Origin of the sequence: Curtobacterium sp. SP.BCo (genome assembly GCF_051903265.1) — a bacterium.
Taxonomy (GTDB): Bacteria; Actinomycetota; Actinomycetes; order Actinomycetales; family Microbacteriaceae; genus Curtobacterium.
Genome location: NZ_CP194337.1, coordinates 1,510,734 through 1,534,855, shown reverse-complemented (window position 1 = coordinate 1,534,855; position 24,122 = coordinate 1,510,734). Strand labels below are relative to the sequence as shown.

At 72.6% G+C, this 24,122-nt stretch carries 16 protein-coding genes and 1 tRNA gene; 7 read left to right on the top strand and 10 right to left on the bottom strand.

Translation table 11 applies throughout. From position 1 onward, the window contains the following. Positions 1-140: 140 nt before the first annotated feature. Positions 141-1,343 (top strand): aminotransferase class I/II-fold pyridoxal phosphate-dependent enzyme, encoded by a 1,203-nt coding sequence (locus ACRQ4B_RS07405; protein WP_439694048.1) that lies wholly within the window; start codon positions 141-143, stop codon positions 1,341-1,343. A 619-nt stretch (positions 1,344-1,962) separates the two neighbouring features. On the opposite strand, the gene ACRQ4B_RS07400 is transcribed toward ACRQ4B_RS07405, so the two are convergent. The 4 genes from ACRQ4B_RS07400 to ACRQ4B_RS07385 form a co-directional block, all read right to left on the bottom strand. Next, positions 1,963-2,775 carry a carbon-nitrogen hydrolase family protein gene (locus ACRQ4B_RS07400; RefSeq protein ID WP_439694047.1) on the bottom strand — a complete coding sequence of 271 codons (813 nt, stop codon included), beginning with the start codon at positions 2,773-2,775 and terminating at the stop codon, positions 1,963-1,965. 178 nt (positions 2,776-2,953) lie between these two features. Next, positions 2,954-3,030 (bottom strand) — tRNA-Met (locus tag ACRQ4B_RS07395). Between the two features lie 64 nt (positions 3,031-3,094). After that, positions 3,095-6,076, bottom strand: a complete 2,982-nt coding sequence (locus ACRQ4B_RS07390; protein ID WP_439694046.1) for a UPF0182 family membrane protein — start codon at positions 6,074-6,076, stop codon at positions 3,095-3,097. Between the two features lie 265 nt (positions 6,077-6,341). After that, positions 6,342-7,451, bottom strand: coding sequence for a YlbL family protein (locus ACRQ4B_RS07385; RefSeq protein ID WP_439694045.1), 1,110 nt, complete (start codon positions 7,449-7,451; stop codon positions 6,342-6,344). A gap of 105 nt (positions 7,452-7,556) precedes the next feature. Here ACRQ4B_RS07385 and ACRQ4B_RS07380 point away from each other — a divergent pair, with 105 nt between their 5' ends. Both ACRQ4B_RS07380 and ACRQ4B_RS07375 read left to right on the top strand, forming a co-directional pair. Then, positions 7,557-8,999 (top strand): zinc-dependent metalloprotease, encoded by a 1,443-nt coding sequence (locus tag ACRQ4B_RS07380; RefSeq protein ID WP_439694044.1) that lies wholly within the window; start codon positions 7,557-7,559, stop codon positions 8,997-8,999. 59 nt (positions 9,000-9,058) lie between these two features. Next, entirely contained in the window at positions 9,059-9,916 is an 858-nt protein-coding gene (locus tag ACRQ4B_RS07375) for a hypothetical protein (protein ID WP_439694043.1), read from the top strand. Here the strand turns inward: ACRQ4B_RS07375 and ACRQ4B_RS07370 are convergent. Beyond that, positions 9,807-11,537: an ATP-dependent helicase gene (locus ACRQ4B_RS07370; RefSeq protein WP_439694042.1), complete on the bottom strand. Its 1,731-nt coding sequence runs from the start codon at positions 11,535-11,537 to the stop codon at positions 9,807-9,809. The genes ACRQ4B_RS07375 and ACRQ4B_RS07370 overlap by 110 nt on opposite strands. Before the next feature lie 110 nt (positions 11,538-11,647). Beyond that, the gene (gene nudC, locus ACRQ4B_RS07365; RefSeq protein ID WP_439694041.1) at positions 11,648-12,583 is read right to left on the bottom strand and encodes an NAD(+) diphosphatase; all 936 of its coding nucleotides are present in this window, start codon (positions 12,581-12,583) and stop codon (positions 11,648-11,650) included. A 108-nt stretch (positions 12,584-12,691) separates the two neighbouring features. Here nudC and ACRQ4B_RS07360 point away from each other — a divergent pair, with 108 nt between their 5' ends. Further along, on the top strand, positions 12,692-13,690 hold the full coding sequence (locus ACRQ4B_RS07360) for a phosphotransferase (RefSeq protein ID WP_439694040.1): 999 nt from the start codon (positions 12,692-12,694) through the stop codon (positions 13,688-13,690). 57 nt (positions 13,691-13,747) lie between these two features. Here the strand turns inward: ACRQ4B_RS07360 and ACRQ4B_RS07355 are convergent, their stop codons facing one another. Continuing rightward, the gene (locus tag ACRQ4B_RS07355) at positions 13,748-16,990 is read right to left on the bottom strand and encodes a UvrD-helicase domain-containing protein (RefSeq protein ID WP_439694039.1); all 3,243 of its coding nucleotides are present in this window, start codon (positions 16,988-16,990) and stop codon (positions 13,748-13,750) included. Further along, positions 16,987-20,142: an ATP-dependent helicase gene (locus ACRQ4B_RS07350; protein ID WP_439694037.1), complete on the bottom strand. Its 3,156-nt coding sequence runs from the start codon at positions 20,140-20,142 to the stop codon at positions 16,987-16,989. The genes ACRQ4B_RS07355 and ACRQ4B_RS07350 overlap by 4 nt, the downstream gene beginning before the upstream one ends. Before the next feature lie 104 nt (positions 20,143-20,246). Here ACRQ4B_RS07350 and ACRQ4B_RS07345 point away from each other — a divergent pair, with 104 nt between their 5' ends. Continuing rightward, positions 20,247-20,471, top strand: coding sequence for a DUF3107 domain-containing protein (locus ACRQ4B_RS07345; RefSeq protein ID WP_439694036.1), 225 nt, complete (start codon positions 20,247-20,249; stop codon positions 20,469-20,471). A 4-nt stretch (positions 20,472-20,475) separates the two neighbouring features. Beyond that, a complete protein-coding gene (locus ACRQ4B_RS07340) occupies positions 20,476-20,772 on the top strand; it encodes a hypothetical protein (RefSeq protein ID WP_439694034.1) in 297 nt (98 codons plus the stop codon). 40 nt (positions 20,773-20,812) lie between these two features. Here ACRQ4B_RS07340 and ACRQ4B_RS07335 read toward each other — a convergent pair whose 3' ends face one another. Then, complete coding sequence (locus ACRQ4B_RS07335) at positions 20,813-21,529, bottom strand: ferritin-like fold-containing protein (RefSeq protein WP_439694033.1); 717 nt, start codon at positions 21,527-21,529, stop codon at positions 20,813-20,815. Positions 21,530-21,633: 104 nt separating this feature from the next. On the opposite strand from ACRQ4B_RS07335, the gene ACRQ4B_RS07330 reads away from it, so the two are divergent. Next, positions 21,634-23,100, top strand: coding sequence for a DEAD/DEAH box helicase (locus tag ACRQ4B_RS07330; RefSeq protein WP_439694032.1), 1,467 nt, complete (start codon positions 21,634-21,636; stop codon positions 23,098-23,100). 148 nt (positions 23,101-23,248) lie between these two features. Here the strand turns inward: ACRQ4B_RS07330 and ACRQ4B_RS07325 are convergent, their stop codons facing one another. Next, a complete protein-coding gene (locus ACRQ4B_RS07325; protein WP_439694030.1) occupies positions 23,249-24,121 on the bottom strand; it encodes a PHP domain-containing protein in 873 nt (290 codons plus the stop codon). Position 24,122: the final 1 nt, after the last annotated feature.

Here is a 24,122-nt window from a genome sequence, read left to right as displayed (position 1 = left end):
GTGCTCCTGCTGACGCTGCAAGCGACCTATGGCGATCTTATGCGTGGGCTGTGCGCCGGTCCTCGGACGTGTCCCGTCGGCGGCTAGGTTGGGTCCGTTCAGCGCGTCGCAGCGCCGTCGACACCCTCGGAGGGAACCACATGCGTCAGGCCGGACCCTGGTTGCGAGCCGCTGAGGGAGCGATGCTCCTCGGCCCCGACGGTGTCCCCGCGCCGACGGTGTTCGCCGAGATGAGCGCCCTCGCCGCCGCCACCGGAGCGATCAACCTCGGCCAGGGGTTCCCGGACGAGGACGGCCCCGTCGAGGTGCTCGACGCTGCCGTGGCCGCGATCCGCGACGGCGTCAACCAGTACCCGCCCGGACGTGGCGTCCCCGACCTCCGTGCGGCGATCAGCGAGCACCAGTCGCGCTGGTACGGCCTCGAGGTCGATCCCGACCGGCAGGTCCTCGTCACCGCCGGCGCGACCGAGGCACTCGCCGCGACGATCCTGGCGCTCGTCGAACCGGGCGACGAGGTCGTCACCTTCGAGCCCTTCTACGACGCCTACGGTGCACTCATCCGGCTCGCCGGGGCCACCCACGTCACCGTTCCGCTCACCTCCCCGGACTTCCTCCCCGACGAGGACACGCTCCGCGCTGCGTTCTCGGACCGGACTCGGGTCGTCCTCGTGAACACCCCGCACAACCCCACAGGTCGGGTCCTGCCCACCGAGGTGCTCTCGACCGTCGTCGAGCTGGCGGCACGGTACGACGCCGCGATCGTCACCGACGAGGTGTACGAGCACCTCACGTTCGACGTTCCGCACGTGCCGATCGCCAGCCTCCCGGGAGCCGCTGAACGCACCGTGACGATCTCGAGCGCTGGGAAGACCTTCAGCACCACCGGTTGGAAGATCGGCTGGCTCACTGCTCCCCCGGGACTCGTCGACGCGATCACCACCGTGAAGCAGTTCCTGACGTTCGTGAACGGTGCTCCGTTCCAACCCGCGGTCGCCGCAGGCCTCCGGCTGCCCGACGCCGTGTTCGCCGGCATCGCAGCCGAGCTGTCCGCGAAGCACGACCTGCTCGCGACCGGACTCCGCACGGCCGGATTCGACGTGATGCGTCCGGACGGCGGCTACTTCGTCATTGCGGACGTCGCGGCGCTCGGGTACGAGGACGCACGGGACTTCTGCCTGCGCCTGCCGGAACTCGCCGGCGTCGTGGGCGTCCCCGTGTCGGCGTTCGTGCGGCCCGACCACGCCGCGGGGTACCGCTCCCTCGTCCGGTTCGCCTTCTGCAAGCGCCGCTCGGTGCTCGAGGAGGCAGCCACCCGCCTCGCCGGTCTCGCCCCCCGTTCCTGACCCGCAGCCGTCCGTCCCGTACCACCTCGCCGGTCTCGCTCCCCGTTCCTGACCGCAGCCTTCCGTCCCGTCCCGCCTGCCTGCCCGCACGCGAGCGGGCGAATCCCGTCCCGCACAGCGCGTCGTCGGAACCGATTCCGCCCGTTCGACGCAGATCCCGCTGCGTGCTGGTCGTCGGACGATTGCGGGGCTCGATCGAGCGGGCGGAAGTCGCGCGTGAACGACCGCACCTCTCGCGCATTTCGCCCGCTCACGACGACCGGGCGGAATCGATCGCTTCGAGCGCCGCACGCCCACCGATTTCACCCGCTCGCGAGGACGACCCCGCCTCCCAGCCCCGGGAACACCAGCGGGCGAAATGTGCGTCATCGATCGCGAAGCGGCCGCGGATTTCACCCGCTCGCGCGGTCGGTGACGGGGTTCGGAGCGCTCAGGGGGTCATGCGCGTCCGCCAGCGGGCGAGATCGGCGACGAGCAGCTCCCGAGGACCGGGCAGGGCGCGCCCGTGCACGACCGGGCAGCACGCTCCCGCGGACGACACGGCGTGACATCCCCATGGCGAGGGCGGACCGACCAGCGCGACACCGACACCTGAACGCACGCTGGCCCCGACCAGACGTCAGTCGCGCACCGTGACCTCGTAGCGACGCAGGGACAGCGACGGGTTCGTCTGACGAACGGTGTCCGTGACCGCCGTGTCCACCGTTGCCACGAGCATCCCCGGCACGGCACCCGCGGCAGCCACCGCCACCCCGGACGGGTCCAGCACGACCGACCCACCGATGCCGATCGGCGGCGTCTGTCCCACGCCGACCACCCACACGGTGTTCTCGATGGCGCGGGCGGTCAGGAGGGTCCGCCAGTGATGCTCCTTGCCGGGACCGCGCACCCACTCGGCGGGCAGCACGACGACGTCGGCCGCTCCCTGCTCCGGCGCGGACAACCGTCGGGTGACCTCGGGGAAGCGCAGGTCGTAACAGGTCTCCAGGCCGACCCGGATGCCGTCGAGCTCGAAGACGGGCAGCTGCGCGGGGTCGCCGGGCTCGATGCGGTCGGACTCCCGGGAACCGAACGCGTCGTACAGGTGCACCTTCCGGTACGCCGACGCGATCGATCCGTCGGGCAGCACGGCGACGAGGGTGTTCCGGAACCGAGCGCTCGGACCCGTCTCGGCGACCCCGACGACGAGTGCGATCCGGTTCTCGCGGGCGATGTCCTGCAACCCGGTGACGAACGGGCCGTCGAGCGGTTGTGCGGCGGCGACGAACCGGTCGTCGATCTCGGCGGTGAAGTAGGACGTGTACTCCGGCGTCACGAGGAGATCGGCCCCGCGAGCGGCGGCGTCGACGGCCGCGGCACGGACCGTTTCGAGGTTGGCGGCAGAGTCGTCCACCGGAGCGAACTGCGCCGCCGCGATCGTCAGGGTGCCCATCCGCCGAGCGTACCTGCCGCCCCGAAGCTCGGCGTGGCGGACGGAACACGGCTCCCGGATGCCGAGCGGTGTCCTCCGGGCCGAAGCTCGGCGGCGCGAGCCGTGCCGAACCGAACCGGACGGCCAGCACACGAAGAAGGCCCCGGTCCGAATGGACCGGGGCCTTCTCTGTGACGCTTGGTTGCGGGGGCAGGATTTGAACCTACGACCTCTGGGTTATGAGCCCAGCGAGCTACCGAACTGCTCCACCCCGCGGCACGTTGAACAGCCTACACGGGGCCGTGGCGGGGCACAAATCGAGTGCCCCGCCACGGTGTGTCTAGTTCCCGCCCTCGGCCTCGGTGGCCGCTTGGATCGCTTCCTGCAGCCGCTGGTCCGCCTCGGCGGCAGCGACGAGGTCGTTGTCCGCGTAGGCGTCCTGGCGGTCCTGCAGGGCCTGCTTGGCGTCGTTCAGGGCCTTCTGCAGCGCCGCGTTGTCGGTACCGGAACCCGACGTCGAACCCGAGCCCGAGCCCGACGACGAACCCGAACCCGACGACGAGCCGGAGTCAGAGCCCGAGGACGAACCGGAGTCCGAACCCGACGACCCACCTGCCGCGCCCTGGTCGCCGGCGGCAGCACCGGAGTTCCCACCGAACAGGCTGTCGAGTGCCTGGTCGAGGGTGTCCTCGAACGCGATCTTGTCGCCGAACGCCACCAGGACCTTCTGCAGCAGCGGGTACGAACCGCTCGACGTCGACTGCACGTACACGGGCTGCACGTACAGGAAGCCGCCGCCGACCGGGAGCGTCAGCAGGTTGCCCTGCTTCACGGTCGAGTTGCCCCGCTTCAGGATGTTCAGCTCCTGCGACACGGTGGTGTCCGAGTTGAACAGGTTCTGCACCTGCGCCGGGCCCGGGATGTTGTCGGTCTTCGGCATCGTCAGCAGCGTGAGCTTGCCGTACCCGGAGGCCTTCTTGCCCTTGCCGGCACCACCGGCGTCGGAGTCCACTGCCAGGTACCCGGTGAGCACGTTGCGGTTGTTCGACCCCGCCGACTGCTGCGGGATGTAGGTCGTGTACAGCGTGTACGCGGTCCCCTGCCCCGGCACCTTCATCGTCAGGTAGTACGGGTCCTGCAGGTTCGCCCGTGACGTCGTCGTGGTCGTTCCGAGCGCGTTCGTCCCCGTGTTGGTGGTGGTCGACGTGTCGGAGGTGTCGGACGAGTCGTTCGTGCCCGAGGTCGGCTCCTGCGGCGTGTTCCACGCGTCGTCACCCGAGTAGAACGAGTTCGCGTTGGTCACGTGGTAGGTGCCGAGGATCGAGCGCTGCACCTTGAACAGGTCGGTGGGGTACCGCACGTGGTCGAGCAGTTCGGCGCTCATCGAGGACACCGGCTTCACCGAGGTCGGGAAGATCTTCTGCCACGTCTTGAGCATCGGGTCCTTGGTGTCCCAGGAGTACAGGGTCACCTTGCCCGTATACGCGTCGACGGTGGCCTTCACCGAGTTCCGGATGTAGTTCACCTGGTCGGTGCGGTACGCCGAGGACTCGGAACCCGCGATGCTGTCCGACAGGCTCTGGCTCTGCGAGTACGGGTACGCGTCGCTCGTGGTGTACCCGTCGACGACCCACTGGATGCGGTGGTCGACGATGGCCGGGTACGCGTCGCTGTCGAGCGTCAGGTACGGCGCGACCTTCTGCACACGGGTGATCGGGTCGCGGTCGTAGAGGATCTGCGAGTCCTTGTTTACCGCGTTCGACAGCAGGATCTGCTCGGACTGGAACTTCGCCGCGTAGACGAGCCGGTTGAAGAAGTTGCCGAGACTCGGCCCGCCGTCACCGGCGTACGTCGTCGTGGCGTTGCCGCCGTTGTCGTCGTCGGACCCGGACGGGTAGTCGAGCTCGACGTCCTTCGAGCCCTTCGGCGCACCGACGATCGAGTACGCCGGCGAGGTCTCGCCGAAGTACACGCGCTGCTGGAAGTCGCCCAGGGCGCCGTTCGACGGGATTCCCGACTCGAGGAAGACCGGCTTGCCGTCGCTCGCGCGCTGGTTGCCGAACGCCGCGGTCACGCCGTAGCCGTGCGTGTAGACGAACGCGCGGTTGTACGGGGTGTTCGCGGCCGAGCTCAGCCCGTCGAGGTCGATGTCACGGACCGCGATGACGGTGTCCTCGGTCTGGCCCTTGACGTCGTACCGGTCGACGTCGAGCTCCTTCGGGAACTGGTAGTACTGCCGGTACTGCTGCAGCTGGCTGAAGGTGTCGGAGACGATCTTCGGGTCGATGAGGCGGATGTTCGCCGTCGTCTGCGCGTCCTGCGCGAGGGCGCCGGAGCTCGCCTCGGTGGTCGCGTCGTAGTTCTGCTCCTGCACGCCGGAGACGCCGTACGCGTCGCGGGTGGCCTTGATGTTCCGCTCGATGTACGCGGACTCGAAGGTCCGCTCCGACGGCTTGACCTGCAGGCGCTGGACGATCCACGGGTAGATGCCGCCGATCACGATCGCCGCGACGAGCAGCAGCCCGGTGCCGACGATCGAGATGCGCCAGCGGCCGATGACCGCGGTGACGATGAACAGGATCGCGACGATCGCGGCGATGCCGGCCATGATCTCGCGACCCGGGATGACGGCGTTGACCTCGGTGTACTGCGCACCGGTGATGAGCGAGTTCGACTTCGTCAGCGCGGCGTACTGGTCGAGCCAGAGGCTGACGGCCTGGAGCGCGATGTAGACGGCTGCGGTGATCGCGAGCTGGATGCGCGCGGCCTTCGAGATGCGGACCTCACGCCCGCCGAAGCGCATGGCGCCGTAGAGGTAGCACGCGGCGAGCGCGGCGAGACCGGCGATGAGCACGACCGCCGACGAGTACGCGACGATCGAGCGCCAGAACGGCAGCTCGAACACGTAGAACCCGATGTCGAGCCCGAACTGCGGGTCCGTCTTGCCGAACGGCGTCCGGTTGAAGTACTCGAGCACCATGCTCCAGCGCCCGGCGGTCGACAGCCCGGCGAAGATGCCGAGCACGACCGGGATGCCGATCATGACGGCACGGCGCAGCGGCTCGATGACCTGCTGGTAGCGGTCGAGCTGCGAGTTCAGCTTCGCGTAGACCGGCCGGAAGCGGAACGCGATCGCGATGCTCGCGTAGACGGGCACCGCCATGCCGAGGAAGCCGGCGAGGAACATCAGCGTCCCGGCGATCCACCGTGTGGTGAGGACCTGCTGGAAGCCGAGCTGCGCGAACCACGCGTAGTCGGTGTACAGGCTGGCGAAGATGAAGAAGGCGATCACCAGTGCGGCCAGCACGATGATCGTGACCACGATCGGGACCCGCGGCGAACGCCGCCCAGAAGAAGAACCCGAGGCGGACGAGGTTGTCGTCACTTGATGTGCTCCAGACGTGTCGAACCGGCGGGCCCGGCGCGGCGGGCCGTCAGTGCATCGATCCTATGTGGCCCGAGCACCCCTGAAACTGTACGCAGACTCAGGATGGTGATCCGGGCCTCCCGTCGGACGGCCTGGAGGAACGGATCGCGACGTCCCCGCACGTCGCGTGACGCGCCTGGCCGGCACTGCAGCGCGCCAGCTAGGACGTGCAGCGCGCGAGCTTCGCGGTGCTCTTCCCGGAGCCGATGGTCTGCAGGTCGGTGACCGCCTGGTCGAGGGTGCTCACCTTGTAGACGTCGAGACCGGCGGGGACGTGTCCGACGACCTCGTCGCAGTTGTCCGCCGGGGCGAGGAAGACCGTCGCACCGGCGTCCTTCGCGCCGTACATCTTCTGCCGGATGCCGCCGATCGCGCCGACCTCGCCGTCGGCGGTGATGGTGCCGGTGCCGGCGACGTGCTTGCCGCCGTTGAGCTTCCCCGGGGTGATCTCGTCGATGATCCCGAGCGCGAACATCATGCCGGCGGAGGGACCGCCGACGTCCTGCAGCTTGATGGAGACCGTGAACGGGAAGTCGTACCGCTCGGTGACGCCGACCCCGATGAGCGCGGTGCCCTGCTCGCTCCGCGGTGTCACCTCGACCGTCTCCTGCGCACCGTCGCGCTCGACGACGACCTTCGCCGGGGTCGACGTGCCGTGCTTCGCGACGAGTTCCCGGAGCGACGTGGCGTCGGCGTTCGTGGTGAGCGCGGTGCCGTCGAAGGACCGGATGACGTCGCCCTTCTCGATGACGCCCTCGGCCGCGGAGCCCTTCTGGACCGTGCCGACCTCGAGGTCCGTGGGCAGCCGGTAGCCCTGCTGGATGAGCGCCGCTGCGACGGCGGACTGCTGCGAGGACTGCATGTCGGCTTCGTCCTGCTGGTTCACCTGGTCGGTGGAGACGCCCTCGGGGTAGATCGCCGACGCGGGGATGACCGCCTGGGACTTCGTGAACAGCGCGCGGATGACGCTCGTCCACGCCGGGCGGTTCGTCGCGTCGCCCTGGATGCCGACGGTGAGCATGTCGAGCGCGCCGGCGGTCGGGTAGGTCTCGTGTCCCTCGATCTGGATGAGCTTGACGGCCTTGGCGTCCTTGCCGCTGCCCTGCTCCTGCGTGCCGATCGTGTTGTACACCGGGCCGGGCACCTCGATGAGGTACGGACTCGGCAGGAGGCTCGCGAGCAGCCCGAGGACGACGGCTCCGATCACGAACGCCCACCCGACGGTCCGGGAGCGGGAACGACGACGGGGCTCGGCGGCGAAGAGGGTCACGGACGTCCTTCCAGGGCGGGGTGTTCGCCCTCGGCGCAGCGGTTCGGGCGGACCCACGGGGGCGTCCCAGGTGCGGCCCCGTGAGCAGCGATTAGCGTAGTCGTCATGCCTGATGAACCGCAGCCGGGGCCGGACGACGACTTCCAGGAGATGCTCCGGAAGCTCCTGTCCGGCGAGGGCCAGATCGACCCGTCGCAGCTCGCCGGTGCCGCCGGACTGCCGAACGACCCGGCCTTCGTCGCGAACCTGATGAGCCAGCTGCAGCGTGCCGCGCAGTCCGGGAGCGACGGCATCGACTTCTCCGTGGCGTCCGAGCGCGCGGTGGCCATCGCGCGGGAGGGCGGTCACCCGGTCGACCCCGCGACCTCGCAGGCGGCCGACCAGGCGTTCCAGGTCGCCGCGCTCTGGCTCGACGAGGCGACCACCGTCGCCGAGCTCACGGCGACCCCGAGCCTGTACACCCGCGAACAGTGGGCGAAGGCGACCACCCCGGTGTGGGCACAGATCGCCGAACCGGTGGCACTGAGCATCTCGAACGCCCTCACCGAGGCGATCGAGCAGCGCGCGCCGGAGCAGCTCAAGGCCATGCTCGGCGACGTGTCCAAGGCGATGCGCGGCGTCGGCGGGGCGCTCTTCGCGATCCAGCTCGGCCAGGTCGTCGGGCAGCTCTCGAAGGAGGTCGTCTCCGGCGGCGACGTGGGCGTGCCGCTCCTCGACGAGCAGGTCGCCGCGCTCCTGCCGCAGAACGTGGCCGAGTTCGCCGAGGGCCTGGACATCCCCGAGGGCGAGGTCCGCATCTACCTGGCCGTCCGCGAGCTCGCGCACGCCCGACTGTTCCGCTCGGCGCGCTGGCTCCGGCTGCACATCATCTCCTCGATCACCGACTACGCGCGGGGCATCCACATCCCGTTCGACCGCGTCGAGGAACTCGCGTCGGAGATCGACCCCACCAACCAGGAGCAGCTCCGGGACGCGCTGGCGTCCGGCGCGCTCATCCCGCCCCGCACCGAGGAGCAGGAGGCAGCGCTCGGCCGCCTCGAGACGATGCTCGCGCTCGTCGAGGGCTGGGTCGACACCGTGACCGCAGCCGCCACCGCGCGCCTGCCGAAGTCCGGCGCGATCGCCGAGATGGTGCGCCGGCGCCGGGCCGCGGGCGGTCCGGCCGAGTCCGCGTTCGCCACGCTCGTCGGGCTCGAGCTCCGGCCCCGTCGGCTGCGCGAGGCCGCGGCGATGTGGCAGCGGGTCACCGACGAGCTCGGCACCGAGCAGCGCGACGCACTGTGGTCGCACTTCGACGCCGTCCCGACGTCGGACGACATCGACGCGCCCGACGCCTTCGTCGCGCGGCTCCGGAACCCGGGCCGGTCCGCGGAGGACGACGAGTTCGACAAGGCGCTCGAGGACCTCCTCAACGACACCACCGGCGACCGTCCGCGCGAGGACGAGTCGGGCAACGTCGAGGAGAGCGACGGCGGGCGCGACGGCAATGGCGACGACGAGCGCGGCAGCGACGGCGACGGCGACGCACCGGGCGACACGAAGCAGTAGTTCTCCACAGATGTCCTGACGCACCCCCGCACGACGGCGCCGTCCGCCAGCGTGGGGGCATGGGCATCCGCATCGATCCGACGCTCGAGTTCGTCTGGCGCGACCCGACCACCGTGCAGCTCGGGGTCGATCCACCGCGTGCCGTCGTGCCGGTCCCGAGCACCGGCGAGGAACGCTTCCTCGCCGCACTCCGTCGCGAGACCGGGCGCGAGGCGCTGTCCGGCCTCGCGGCAGCGTCCGGGTGCCCTCCGGCCGTCGCCGCGCGGGTGCTCGGCGCGGCATCCCCCGCCGTGGTCGACGTCCTGCCGGAACCGCTGGCCCGCGTCGAGGTCCACGGCACCGGCCGACTGGCCGACAGCATCGCCGCGCTGCTCGAGGGCGAGGGCGTGACGGTCGCCCGGACCTCGGCGCCACGCGGCGGTCCCGTGGTGCTGCCGACGCAGGACCCCGCCCTGGCCGTGGTGGTCGCCGACCACGTCGTCGACCCGGCCCTGCGCGCCGCCTGGACCCGCCGCGGGGTGCCGCACCTGGCGGTCGTCGTCGGTGACGGACGCGTGCGTCTCGGGCCGTTCGTCGTCCCGGGTGCCGGCCCGTGCCTCCAGTGCGTCGAGTACGGCCACGTCGACGACGACCCCGCCTGGCCGGCGATCGCGGCGCAGGTGTGGGGCCGCCCCGCGGCGCCGCTGTCGCCGTACCGGACCGCGGCCGTCGCCGCGTCGGCGACCCGGATGCTGCTCGAGCGGCTGCCGCTCGTCACCCAGCGCCCGCAGGACGAACAGCTCGTGTTCGACCGCGACGACCTGGCGGTCAGCGTGCAGCCGGTGTCGTTCCATCCTCGGTGTGCGTGCCGAGCGCTGCCAGGAAGCGACTCGCCACCCGGGCTCCCCCACGCGTGGACCCCTGCGCGGACCACGTGACCGTGACCGACCGGCGGGCGCGGGTCAGTCCGACGTAGAAGAGCCGACGTTCCTCGTCGACCTCGTCGTCGGTCGTGGCGTGCGAGATCGGCAGCAGGCCCTCGGCCGCACCGACCACGATCACGTGCGGCCACTCGAGGCCCTTCGACGAGTGCAGGGTCGCGAGGGTGACGGCGTCGAGCTCCGGCTCGTGGTGGGTCGCGGCACGGTCGACCAGGTCCTGCGTGAACTGCTGCATCGACGTGCCGGCCGGGGCGGCCTCGGCCAACCCCATGATCGCCTGCAGGGCCTCCCACTGCTCACGGACCGCCCCGGTGCCCTCCGGCGGCGTCGGGGTCCACCCGCTGACCTGCAGCACGAGTCCGACCCGTCGGGTGAGCTCGTCGTCGGTCTGCCGGACGGCCTCACCCCGCATGTGGTGCACGGCGAGCTTGACCTCCGGCCGGTCGAAGAACCGGGTGCCGCCCTGCACGCGGTACGGGATGCCCGCGCGGCCGAGCGCCGACTCGATCGCGGCGGCCTGGGCGCCGACGCGGTACAGCACGGCGACGTCGCCGTACGACGCGGGCGAGGTGCCGCCGGCGACCAGGGACGCGATCGTGCGCGCGACCGTCTGTGCCTCGTCGCCGTCGTGGACGCACGCGAGCACCGTCGGCTCCGGCCCCGGCTCGGTCGTCTGCGCGACGAGGTCCAGCGCGCCCGGCTGTCCGCGCATCAGCGTGTTCGCGGCGTGCACGACCTGACGGGTGGAGCGGTAGTTCCGTTCCAGGCGCACGACGGAGCCGCGGGGGAACTCCGAACCGAAGCCGAGCAGGTAGCGACTGGAGGCGCCGGCGAACGAGTAGATCGTCTGGCTGGCGTCGCCGACCACGCACAGGTCGTCGCGGCCGCCGAGCCAGGCCCGGAGCAGGTCGTGCTGCACCGGCGAGACGTCCTGGTACTCGTCGACCACGAAGAAGCGGTACTGCTGCCGCACGTAGGACGCCACCCGCGGTTCGGACTCCACCATGCCGAGGGTGGCGAGCAGCACGTCCTCGAAGTCGAGCTGCCGGCGGTCGTCCTTGAGCTGTTCGTAGGCGCGCATCAGGTCGAGCACCCGACGCGGCGAGGTGTCCCGCGGCATCACCCGCTCGGCGGCCGCGGCCTCGTACTCCTCGTAGGAGAGCATCTGCACCTTGCGCCACTCGACCTCGGCGGCGAGGTCACGGAGCGACGGGGTGTCGACGCGCAGCCCGATGGTGTCCGCCGCGTGCGCGATGATCCGCCCCTTCGACTCGACGATCCGCGGCGCGTGCCCACCGACGGTGTCCGGCCAGAAGTAGCTGAGCTGCGCCATCGCCGCGGCGTGGAAGGTGCGTGCCTGCACGGTGCCGGCACCGAGCGACCGCAGCCGCGACCGCAGCTCGCCGGCGGCCCGGGTGGTGAAGGTCAGCGCGAGGACGTGGTTCGGCGCGTAGGTGCCGGTCGCGACGCCGTACGCGATGCGGTGCGTGATCGCGCGGGTCTTGCCCGTGCCGGCGCCGGCGAGGACCGCCACCGGCCCGAGCAGGGTCCGGGCGACGGTGCGCTGCTCGGCGTCGAGGGCGGCGAGCAGCTCGTCGGGCGACGGCGGACGGAGCACGTCGGACGCCGCCGCACCAGGCGCGCCCACCGCACCGGGCGTGCGCCCCGCACCGGTCGCGCCCGCGGCGCCGGTTGCGCCCGCGGCACCACGCCGGTGCACCGCGTCGTTCACGGCAGGTCGAGCGGCCCGCCGTACCACTCCTCGATGATGGCGCGGGCGATCGAGGTCTTGCCGGGCAGCAGGAGGGTGTCGCCGGCACGCTCCCGGATCTCCTCGCGGGAGAACCAGCGAACGTCGAGGATCTCCACGCCGTCGGGCCGGGCGGTCGTCGGGTCGCCGTCCACCGCACGGGCACGGAACCCGAGCATGAGGGACGCCGGGAACGGCCACGGCTGGGATCCGAGGTACTCGGGCTCCTCGACGCGCACGCCGGACTCCTCCCAGACCTCGCGGCGGACGGCGTCCTCCAGCGACTCCCCCGGCTCGACGAAGCCCGCCAGCAGCGAGTACCGGTCCGCGTCCCACGCGGCGTTCGAGCCGAGCAGGATCCGGTCGTCGGCGTCGGTCACCCCGACGATGATCGCCGCGTCGGTGCGCGGGAAGTGCTCGTGCCCCTCGGGGTCGCGGCGGACCCACCCGCCGGTGACGACGTCGGTCGCGGACCCGGTCCGTGGCGAGAAGCCGTGCACCGCGTGCCAGTTCGCCATCGCCACGGCCTCGACCGCGAGCCCCTGGTCACGGGCGGACAGCTCGGTGCCGAACATCCGCAGGCTCTCCCACGCGTCGTCGTCCGGCTCGATGGCGGCCGCCGTGTCCGGGCTGACGAACGCCGCCACGAACCGGGTGCCGGCGGGGGCGTCCGGGGCGTCGGAGACCGCGCGAGCGAGGTACAGCGTGACGGTGCCGTCCGGGACCGCGTCGGCCGACACGAACCGGAGCGTGCCGTCGGCGTTCCGGAGCATCTCCGACCCGCGGACGGGCAGGTACCGGGTCGACGGGTCCTCGCGCAGCACGCGCTCGAGGTCCTCGGTCGTGCGGAACTCCGCGTCGCGGTCGAGGTCGTTGCGGGAGAGGGGCAGCCTGGCTGCGAACTCGACGGTCACGGCAGGGGGCTCCTCGGGTCGGGTCGGGGTGGCGGCTCGGGAGCCCGGGCTGTCGCGGGCCAGCGTGGCGCACGCTCGACCACCGGCTGCGGACCTACCCTGAGGGGCATGGCGGGATCCCAGTTCACTCTAGCCGCGTTGGCGACGACGGCCGTCTCCGGCCTCGTGGTCACCGGCACGCGCACGCTCGGCTCGGCGGCGTCCGGGGACTACGAGTCGGCCGTCCTCCGCGACGCCGACGGCGTCGAGTCGGCGATCCGCCGTCCACGCAACCAGCGCGCGGAGGCCCGGCAGTCGGCCGACCTCGTCGCGATCCGTGCCCTGAGCGCCGGGATCCGCACGCGCCTCCCGTTCGCTGTGGCCGAGTACCGCGGACAGGCGCCGATCGGCTCGACCCGCGCCATCGTCACCTCGTACCTGCCCGGGTCCCACCCCACGCTGCAGACGCTCGTCGAACGACCCGGACTCGCCACCAGCGTCGGCCGCGCGATCGCCGCGGTCCACCAGCTGCCGACGAGCTTCGTCACCGACGCGGGACTCCCGTCGCTGACCCCGTTCGAGGTGCTCCGCTCCGCCGTGTCCGTGATGGACCGTGCGGTCGCGACGAAGCTCGTGCCCGCCGCGCTCAAGGAGCGCTGGGAGGGCGCCGCGCGCGACCAGCAGCTCTGGCAGTTCACACCGACCGTCGTGCACGGTTCGCTCGGCACCCAGACGATCCTGGTCGAGGGCGACGCGGTCTCCGGCGTCATCGACTGGGGCGAGCTGCGGCTCGGTGACCCGGCGAAGGACCTCGCCTGGGTGCTGGCCGGCCGGAAGGACGCGTTCGACACCGTCCTCAGCGCGTACGAGGCGAACGGCGGCGGCCGGGACCGGCAGCTCGCGCAGCGCGCCCGGGTGCACCACGAGCTCGAGACGGCGCAGTGGCTGCTGCACGGCGTGCAGGCGAAGAGCACGGAGGTCGTCGACGACGCCGTCGCGATGATGCACCGGCTCGTCGACGCGGTGCAGACGCCGAGTGCGGCGCCGCTGCAGTCGGTCTCCCCCGAGACGATGGAGATCGGCGAGGTCGAGCAGCTGCTGTCGTCGACCGAACGTCGGCACGGCTGACGCCGCCCCACCCCGGCCTGGAGGCACGGCCCGCCGCCGCCTCGTCGGCGCGCACCGTCAGCCGATCGCGTCGCGCCAGGCTCGTTCCAGCCCGGCACGGTCGAGCAGTTCGGTCGGACGGACCTCGAGGTCGTCGGCCACGAAGTAGAACACCGCGTCGACCTCGTCGATCGACCGGCCGGTGAACTCGGCGTACGCCACCCGGTACAGCGCGAGCTGCAACTGCCGGCTCGCCAGGTCGTCGGCGCCCGTCGGCGCCTTGCCCGTCTTCCAGTCGACCACCTCGGCACGACCGTCGATCTCGTAGACGGCATCGAGCTTGCAGACGACGCTGTGCCCGAGGAACGGGATGTGGATCTCCCGCTCGACCTCGACCGGGGTCAGCCCGGACCACCGCGACCGCGCGAACGTCGCCTGGAAGTCGGCGAGGCGGCGTGCGTCGTCGTCCGTCACGACGGCGTCCACCGACGCGTCGACGGCGTCGTCGAGGTCGAGGTCGAGCTCGCCGTCCCAGGCGTCGAGCGTCTCGAGCGCGCCACCGCTGCGGGCGCGCTGTTCGACCCACTGGTGGAAGAGCGTGCCGAGGCGGGTGGCCCGGTACGGCCGCTCCGGCATCGGGCGGCGCAACCGCTCGGCGACGGTGTCGGGCTCGGCGAGGTAGTCCTTGAACCCGGACGCCGGCACCCGGTGCGGGACGACGACCGTGTGCCGGGCCGACCGGTTCGCCGCGCGCTCGGCGAGCAGCAGGTCGATGTCCGCCGAGAACCGGCCGGCGGCGCCCGGGTTCGCGTTCCGGACCCGGTCGGCCGCGGCGACCACGCGCGCTGCCCGCTGCCCGAACGGGACGTGCGGCCACGACTGGGTGGCCCCGGCCTCGCCCAGCGGGTTCTCCTCGTGCTCGGTCGCCTTCGGCACGGCGGACCCGTCGACGACGCCGGCCTCGACCAGGTCGTGGAGGTACCGGCTGGGTGCCGTCGGCCGGACCCCGCCGGCCCAGAACGAACCGGTGACGAGCAGGTCGTGCTTCGCCCGGGTCAGCGCGACGTACGTCAGCCGACGTTCCTCGTCCTCGTTGCGCGCCTTCACCTGCTCCTTGTAGGCGTCGATCGCGACCGTGACGTCCTTCTGGGTGTCGTGGCCGCGCCAGTCCAGTCGCGGGAGCTCCTCGGCGTCGCCCCGGAACTCGTACGGCAGCCGACCGAAGCCGATCCACCCGGACGAGCCCTCCTGCGGGCGGGCCGGCAGCGCACCCTCGACCAGGCGCGGCACCGCCACGGCGTCCCACTCGAGACCCTTCGAGCCGTGGATCGTCAGGATCTGCACCGTGCCGGCTTCGGGTTCCTCGGACCGCGGGCCCATGTCGTCGCGCCGTGCGGCGGCGTCGATCCAGCCGAGGAACGCACCGAGGTCGGCCCGGTCGTCGGTGGTCACGAAGCCGGCGAGCTCGTCGATGAACGCGTCGAGGAACGCGCCGCTGCCCTGCTCGTGCGCCGCGACCTCGATGTCGAGCCGCATCTCCTGCGCGACGAGCGTCACGAAGTCGACGAGGTCACCGCCCGCACGGGACCGGAGCGCCCCGAGCTGCTTGCCGGCCTCCCGCATCCGCCGGCGCCCCTCGTCGCTGATGTCGGCGAGCGCGCCGTGCTCGTGCGGCGCCGTCGCCACGAAGTCGAGCGCGTCGACGATCGACCCGTGCTCCCCCGCCGCGACGGACGCCCGGAAGGCCGCGGTCAGGTCGTCGTCGAGGCGCTGCTGGGTGTGGTCGCGGCCGAACAGCCACCGCGCGAGGGCGTGCAGCGCCGCCAGGTCCGCGGCGCCGATCCGCCACCGGGCTCCGGCGAGCACCCGGAGGAGGTCGTTGCCCGCGGCGGGGTCGTGCAGCACGCGGAGGCACGCCACCAGGTCGACGATCTCGGGCCGCTGGAGCAGGCCGCCGGTCCCGAGCACGTGGTAGGGCACCCGGTGGTCGCCGAGCGCACCGGTGAAGGCCGCGAGGTCCTTCCGGGAGCGCAGCAGCAGCGCCAGCGAGCCCGTCGGCTCGGCGGCGCGGCGGTCGGCGAACCACCGGGCGACCGCCGCGGCTTCCTCCGGCAGGGTCTCCGGGAACGCCACCTGCACGGTGCCGGCGTCGGCTCCCGGCCGGGGTTCGAGCCGCTCGACGTCCACCTCGGACGCCTCGGAGAGCGGCGCGACGACGGCGTTCGCCCCGGCGAGGACGTCGACGGGGTTCCGCCAGCTGGTGGAGAGCGCGAAGGTCACCGGACGTTCGCCACCGTCGCCCCCGAAGTCCCGCGGGAAGCGCGCGAGGTTGGCGGCGCTCGCGCCCCGGAACCCGTAGATGGACTGGTGCGGGTCACCGACGGCCATCACGGGGTGCCCGCGGAACAACCGGGCGAGGAACCGTGTCTGCACCACCGAGGTGTCCTGGTACTCGTCGAGGAGCACCACGCCGTAGCGCCCACGGAGGTCGTCCACCACGCGCGGCGCGGACTCGGCGGCGGCAAGGGCCAGGGCGATCTGGTCGGAGAACTCGACGAAACCGCGGTCGACCTTCTGCCGACGGAACTCCTCCACCAGGTCGACGAGCGGCTCGAGCGCACCGATCGCGGCGACGGCGTCGGTGACGGCCTTGTACGGAGCACCGCGGTTGTTGCCGGGCAGTTCCAGCAGTCCGGCGAACTCGACGGCGAACCGGCGCACGCGCTCCGGCTCGACGAGGTGCTCGGACACCGCTCCGGCGAGCGCCACGACGGCCGCGGTCACGGTGTCGACGTCACGGTCGAGCCCGGCGAGCCGGTCGTCCCGCGCGGCGACGACGACCCGGCGGGCGAGCTGCCACGCGGACGGTTCGGTGAGCACCTGGGACTCGCCGTCCCGGCCGACGAGCAGCGCGTTCTCGCGGAACACCGAGTTGGCGAAGGCGTTGTACGTCGACACGGTCGGGGCCTCGAAGGCGTCGCCGGCGTCGAGCAGCCCGACGTCCTCGAGTGCACGGATGCGGTCGTTGATCCGGACGGACAGCTCGCCGGCGGCCTTGCGGGTGAAGGTCAGGCCGAGGATGCCGTCCGGGCGGACCATCCCGTTCGCGAGCAGCCACACGACGCGGGACGCCATCGTCTCGGTCTTGCCGCTGCCCGCGCCGGCGACCACCAGCGCCGGGGTCAGCGGTGACTCGATGACGGCGCGCTGCTGGGCGGTGGGGCGGGGACGCCCGAGGGCGTCGGCGATGGTGTCCGCGTCGTGGCGGGGCGCCTGGGCGAGGACGTCGTCGGACGCTCGCAGGACCTGTTCTCCGGTCACCAGGTCACCTCTCCCACGACGTGGATCCGGCACTCGATACCGGTCCGGGCCTTCTCGCAGTGGTCGTCGACGTTCGCCAGGAAGGTCCGTCCCGCCATCCCCTCGGCGACGGCGTGCAGCCGCTGCCGGTAGGCGTCGCGGTCGTCGTCGTCGAACGCGGCCTGGGTCCGTTCGGAGTAGGCGTGGCCGCCCCGGGCGTTCTGCACGAAGACGAGCCGGGCGTCGGCCATCGGGGATCCGGCCGGCACCCCCTCGACCGCGCCGTCCTCGACCGCCAGCTGGTACGCGCCGAGCTGCGGGTGCTCGGGCATGTCGTTCTTCTCGCTCGGCATCGACCGGCCGGTCTTCAGGTCGACGACGCTCACGCGGCCAGCCGGGTCGACCTCGATCCGGTCGATGCTGCCGCGCATCCGGGCGGGACCGGTGACGAGGGCGAACGACGTCTCGGCACCGAGCAGCTGCCGACCGGCGCTCGCGAAGGTGCGGAGGTAGTCGCTGAGCCCCTCGATCATCCGACGGGTGCGCGCCCGCTCGCGGTCGGCGATCCACGGCGACTCGAACGTGAGCTCGTCCCAGCGTCCCTCGACGTGCTGCCAGAGGGACTCGACGTCGACCGCGGTGGCGTGCTCCATGGCCTCGTGCACGATCGTCCCGATGCCCATCGCCGGGCTCGGGGCGCTGCCGCCGAACGTCTGGACGAACCAGTGCACCGGGCACTCCTCGTACGTGCCGATGCGGGACGGCGAGACGGACACGGTCGGGGCGACAGGCTCCCCGCCCTCGTGCGCGGGTTCCGGGTCGGCGGCGAGGTCGACCAGCGGCTCCTCGGTCGAGGGCTCCAGCAACCCGTACCAGTCGTCCGGCGACGCCCCGGGCACCTCGGCCTCGGCGAGCCGGGCGAGCGCGGACGCGGCCTCGTGGTCGCCGGTGGACACGACGCGGCGACGGAGCGACCCGGCGAGGCCGCGGAGCGACAGCGGGTGCACGGTGGGCTGGCGGTCGGGCGGCACCGGGACGAGCCGGACGAACGGCGACGGGGCCTCGTCGTCGTTCGCGACGGTGCCGATGACGACCTGGGTGGTGGCACGTGACACGGCCCGGGCGAACAGCCGGAGTTCGTCGGCGATCACGGCGGCGCGGTCGTCGATCGCAGCGTGGTCGGTGCCGGCGGCGGCGCGGACCAGACCGTCCGGGTCGAGCAGACTGCCGCGGACGCGGGTGTTCGGCCAGACGCCGTCCTGCAGTCCCAGGACGACCACGACGTCGCACTCCAGACCGATCGTGGCCGAGGGGGTGAGCACGCGGACCCGTCCGGCCGTGCGGTCGGGGCCGATCGAGTCCTCCGGCAGGTCGGCCCCGAGCAGGTCGTCGACGAACACCCGCGCCGGGGCGTCCGGTGTGCGCTCGACGAACCGCTTGGCCGCGGTGAAGAGCCCGACCACGGCGTCGAGGTGCCGGTCGGCCTCGGCGGCGCCGACCCCGCCGGCGAGGGACTGCCCGCCCCACGTGCCGGCGAGGCCGCTCCGCTCCCAGAGACCCCAGAGGATCTCCTCGATGCTGGCGTCGGCCTCGGCGTCCGTGCGGGCCTGCACGAGACTGCGGGCGAGTCGGGTCGCTCGACGCGCGAACCCGGCGTCGACCGTTGCGAGGCGCTCGGGCGCCCCGAGTGCGTCCACCAGGAGTTCGTCGGCGGTGCGGCTGCCCCCGCCGGCGAGCTCCTCACGCCGGAGTGCGAGTCGGAGCCGGCGCATGGCGAGGGTGTCCAGGCCACCGAGCGGCCCGGTGGCGAACGCGGTCGCGAGCACCGCGTCGAGCGGCAGGACCCCGAGCGCGACGGCAGCGGCATCGAGCAGCGACCGCGCTGCGCTGTCGTCCCGCGGACGCACCGGAGCGGCGCCGGCCGTCGCGGGGACCTCGGCCACCGAGAGGGCACGGACGAGTTCGGGGATGGCTGCGCCGCTCCGGGTGACTACCGCCATCCGGTGCCAGGGCACGCCGTCCAGCAGCCGGTGCTCGCGGAGTCGCCGGGCCACCGCCACGACGAGTGCTGCGCGACTCGCGCCCTCGAGGTGCAGGACCGCGTCGGGGCGGGCGTCCGCCGCCGTGGCCGTGGCGGTCCGTTGCCGGCCGGCGGCGGCGGCGCCGATGCGCGCGGTGATCCCGGAGACGAGCGCACGGATGGGTGCGGCGTGGCGGTGCACCGTCGTCAGGACGAGCTCGTCGACCCGGTCGACGCCGAGGCGCACGGCCAACCGCCCGAGCACGTCCGGCTCCGCGCCGCGGAACGCCGACGCCGCGATGTCCGGGTCGCCGAACGCGACGACCTGCACGCCGGACCGGGCGAGGGCCCCGAGCAACGCGATCTCGCCCTCGACGAGTTCCTGGGTGTCGTCCACCACGACGAGCCGGAGCGCCCCGACGCTCGCGGGGAGTTCGCCGCGCAGGACCGCGGCGGTCGCGTAGGCGACGAGTTCGGCGGCATCGAGGCTGGTGGAGCGGAACGCGGTCACCGCGGCGCGGTACTCGTCGACGAAGTCACCCACCGCCCGCCACTCCGGCCGCCCGGTGTCGTCGGCCAGTTCGCGCATGTCCTCGGGCTCGACGCCGGCGGCCACGGCGCGCATCATCACGTCGCGCAGGGCGGTGCGGAACCCGGCGCGCTCGCGGACGACCTCCGTGATCGGGGCGGGCCAGTCCGGACCGGTGCCGTCGAGCTCGTGCCCTTCCAGCAGGTCGGCGATGACGCGGTCCTGCTCGCCGCCGGTCAGGAGCGTCGGTGCTTCCAGCCCCTGCACGGCGGCCGCGTGCGCGACGATCTGGAACGCCAGGGAGTTCACGGTGCGGGCGAGTGCCCCCGGCACGGCACGGTCCACGGCGGCGGCGAGCCGGTCGCGCAGCGCCGTCGCGGCCGTGCGCGCCGAGGTCAACGCGAGCACCGTGGCGTGTCCGTCCGGCGAGATCGCGTCGTCGCGGGTGAGCCGCGCGGCGACGAGCCGGGTGAGCGTCGTCGTCTTGCCGGTGCCGGGAGCGCCGAGCACCGCGGCGTGCCGCCCGTCGGGCAGGGCGAGGACCGCGGCCTGTGCCGGGTCGGTCGTCAGGGCCCGCGAGACACCGGCGTCCGCAGGGGCGGGCATCAGGGTCGTCTGGGGCACCCTCGTACGGTAACCGCCGGGACCGACAACGTCGGGCCGCCACGGCCAGTGCGCCTGCGGCGAACGCCCGGTACCCCCGTCGGCCCCTCGGATACGCTGTGGTCGTGGACATCAAGATCGGCATCACCAACAGCCCGCGCGAGATCGCGTTCGAGACCGCCCAGACCGCCGACGAGATCGAGAAGGCCGTGGCGGAGGCCCTCGACGCGAAGTCGACGCACCTCGCGCTGCAGGACGACAAGGGCCGCCGGTTCATCGTCCCCGTCGCCTCGCTCGCCTACGTCGAGGTCGGCGCGGAAGAGGCCCGTCGCATCGGCTTCGTCGCCTGACGACGTGGAACTGCTCTTCGCGGTCCTCGGCGGCCTGATCGCCGGCGCCATCGCGCACGTCGTCGTGCCGTGGCGTTCGACCCGCGGCTCGCTGCTCGGTCCGGTCGTCGGCGGGGTCACCGCCGCCGTCCTCTGGGAAGCGCTCACGTGGGCTGGCTGGAAGTACGACGCGACCTGGATATGGGTCGTCGCACTGGTCGGCTCCGGCGTGGTTGCCCTGGTGGCGGAGTGGGTGCTCGGTCGGCGCCGCACCGCTGCGGACGCCGCCTTCTACGAGCGCGCCAAGGCCCAGGGCGCCTGAGCCCAGCGCACCTGAGCCGAGAGCGCAGGACCGAAGGCCGTCAGGCCGTCAGGCCGAGCGCGTCCATCCGGCGGGTGTGTGCGGCGATGAGTTCGGTCCAGACCGGCTCGAGCCGCTCCTGGTCCTCTCGCGCGTGCGACGCCAGCGCGGAGCGTGCCACGAGCAGCGTGTCGCCGACGAGCCGACGCCCCCACATCGCCAGCCGCGAACCGACCTGCGGGTCGTCCGCGATGCGTGCGGTGAGCTCCTCGACGACGGCGGCTTCCTCGCGCGCGTCGAACACCGTCTTCAGGCGCTGCCGGACCTCGGCCGGGAGCGACCGGAGCAACGAGCCGAACAGGTCGTTGAGGATCCCCGCGGTCACGTAGCCGGTGAGCATCGACTCGTACCAGTCCGCGCCGCTCGTCCGGTCCAGGAACAGGTCGATCGCCTCGCGGTGGGGCGCCATCAGCGCTGCCGGGTCACCGCCGGTCCGCTCGATCTCGGCGACGATCGTCCGGTGCCGCTCGAGCGCCGTGGTCGCGAGGACGCCGGTGACCAGTCGACCGGAGAGCGTCGGGGCGCCGGCACCGGCACGGCCCATCGTCTCGTAGAGCGAGAGCTGGAGGTACGCCGCCTGGCCGAGGTACACGTCGAGCTCGGGGCTGACGTCGTCCAGCTGCAGGCGTTCCACCGGGGACGCGTTCCGCGGGTTCCGCGACGCGAGCCACGCGGCGGCGAGCTGCGCAGCGCGCTTCCGGTTCCACCACGACACCACCCGTCCAGCATAGGGGGCGCGGGCCCTCCGACAAGCCGCACGACCGCCGCCGAGCGGGCCGTCGGTAGACTGGTCGAGACTTCCACCAGAACTAAGGTGATTCTTTGACTTTCGCAGACCTCTCCATCGAGCAGGACATCGTCGACGCGCTCGCGACGAAGGGCATCCTCGAGCCCTTCCCGATCCAGCAGCAGACGATCCCGCTCGCCCTCACCGGCCAGGACATCATCGGTCAGGCCAAGACGGGTACCGGCAAGACCTTCGGGTTCGGCCTCCCCCTCATCCAGCGACTCGGGGCCACCCCGGAGCCCGGCGTGAAGGCCCTCGTGGTCGTCCCGACCCGTGAGCTCGCGGTGCAGGTCACCGAGGACCTGGAGCTCGCGACCTCGAACCGCCCGACGACCATCGTGTCGATCTACGGCGGCAAGGCGTACGAGGGGCAGATCGAGCAGCTCAAGGCCGGCGCCCAGATCGTCGTCGGCACCCCGGGCCGCCTGATCGACCTGCAGCGCCAGCGCCTGCTCGACCTCTCGCACGTGCAGGAGGTCGTGCTCGACGAGGCCGACCGCATGCTCGACCTCGGGTTCCTGTCGGACATCGAGCGCATCTTCCAGGCGATCCCGGCCGTGCGGCACACGATGCTGTTCTCGGCCACGATGCCGGCGCCGATCGTCGCGCTCGCCCGCCGGTTCATGAGCCGCCCGGTGCACATCCGCGCGACGGACCCGGACGAGGGCCTCATGCAGGCCAACATCAAGCACGTCATCTACCGCGCGCACTCGCTCGACAAGGACGAGGTCATCGCCCGGATCCTGCAGGCCGAGGGTCGCGGCAAGACCGTGATCTTCACCCGCACGAAGCGTGCCGCCGCGAAGCTCGTCGAGGAGCTCAAGGACCGCGGGTTCAACGCCGCAGCGGTGCACGGCGACCTCAACCAGGAGCAGCGCGAGCGCGCGATGGCCGCCTTCAAGGCCGGCAAGCGCGACGTGCTCATCGCCACCGACGTCGCGGCCCGCGGCATCGACGTGGACGACGTCACGCACGTCATCAACCACACCATCCCGGACGACCCGGACACGTACCTGCACCGCGCTGGTCGCACCGGCCGTGCCGGCAAGACCGGCATCGCGGTCACGTTCGTCGACTGGGACGACCTGCACAAGTGGACGCTGATCGACAAGGCCCTCGAGTTCGGCATCCCCGAGCCCGTGGAGACCTACTCGTCGTCGCCGCACCTGTTCGAGGAGCTCGACATCCCGAAGGGCACCAAGGGCCGGCTGCCCGGCGCCTCGGCGCACGCCGCGTCGGCCGGTGGTCCCGCCGAGAAGAAGACGGGCGACCGTCCGCGCAGCGGCTCGCGGCCGCCGCGCACCCGCACCCGCTCGGGAGGCACGGACCGCCCCGCCTCGCAGCCCGCGTCCGACGAGTCGTCGGCTCCAGAGTCCGCCGGCACCGAGGGCGCGTCGGCCGACGGCACCGCGAAGCGTCGCCGTCGGCGCCGCCGCCGCGGCGCCGGGACCGGGTCCGAGGCCACCGCCTCGGCACCGCAGGGCACGTCGGACGGCGAGTAGCGCCTCCAGGCCGAAGGGTCCGTCGCATCCGCGACGGGCCCTTCGTCGTCCCCGGCCGTCGGGGCTGCGCCCCGAGCCTCGCCCTGCCGGACGGATCGCGGCGGCGCGCAGCCGAGCGGTGTCCGCCGGGCCGAGGCCCGGGCCCGGGTCAGGCCAGGCGGGAGCCGGCGCCGACGACGGGGGCGCTGCCGGTCGCCTCGGCGCAGATGGCGTCGAACGCCGCCCGCGACGTGCGGTGCTCGCCGAGCCGGTTCGGCTTGCCGGTGCCGTGGTAGTCGCTCGACCCGGTGACCACCAGGTCGTAGCGCGCCGCCCAGTCGAGCAGGGTGCGCTTGCCGTGGGCGAGGTTCTCGCGGTGGTCGACCTCGAGCCCGCCGAGACCGGCCTCGACGAGTTCGCGCAGGACCGGCTCGTCGATCACGATGCCGCGCGTCGACGCCGCCGGGTGCGCGATGACGGGCACCCCGCCGGCCTGCCGGATGAGCTCGACGCCACGGAGCGGGGTCGGTGCCTCGTGCGGCTCGTAGTAGCCCGACGCCGGGTGCAGGATGCCGCGGAACGCCGCGCTGCGGTCGGGCTCGAGCCCGCGGGCGACGAGGGCGTCGGCGATGTGCGGGCGGCCGATGGTCGCACCGTCCCGCGACTGCGCGAGCACGTCGTCCCAGGTGATCGGGTGGTCCCTGCCGATGCGCTCGACCATCCGGCGGGCACGTGCCAGCCGGCCGTCGCGGATCCGCTCGGTCTCGGCGACGAGGCCCGGGTCCTCCGGGTCGACGAGGTAGCCGAGGACGTGCACGCTGCGGTACCCGACGCGGGTGCTCAGTTCGAGACCCGGGAGGAGCGTGACCGGCAGGTCCTGCACGGTCGCGATCGCCTCGGCCCAGCCCGCCGTCGTGTCGTGGTCCGTCAGCGCGACGGCGTCCAGTCCGGCGGCTGCTGCCGCCCGGACGAGGTCCGCGGGTCGCTCGGTGCCGTCGGAGACGCTCGAGTGCGCGTGCAGGTCGATGAACGGATCGGGCACG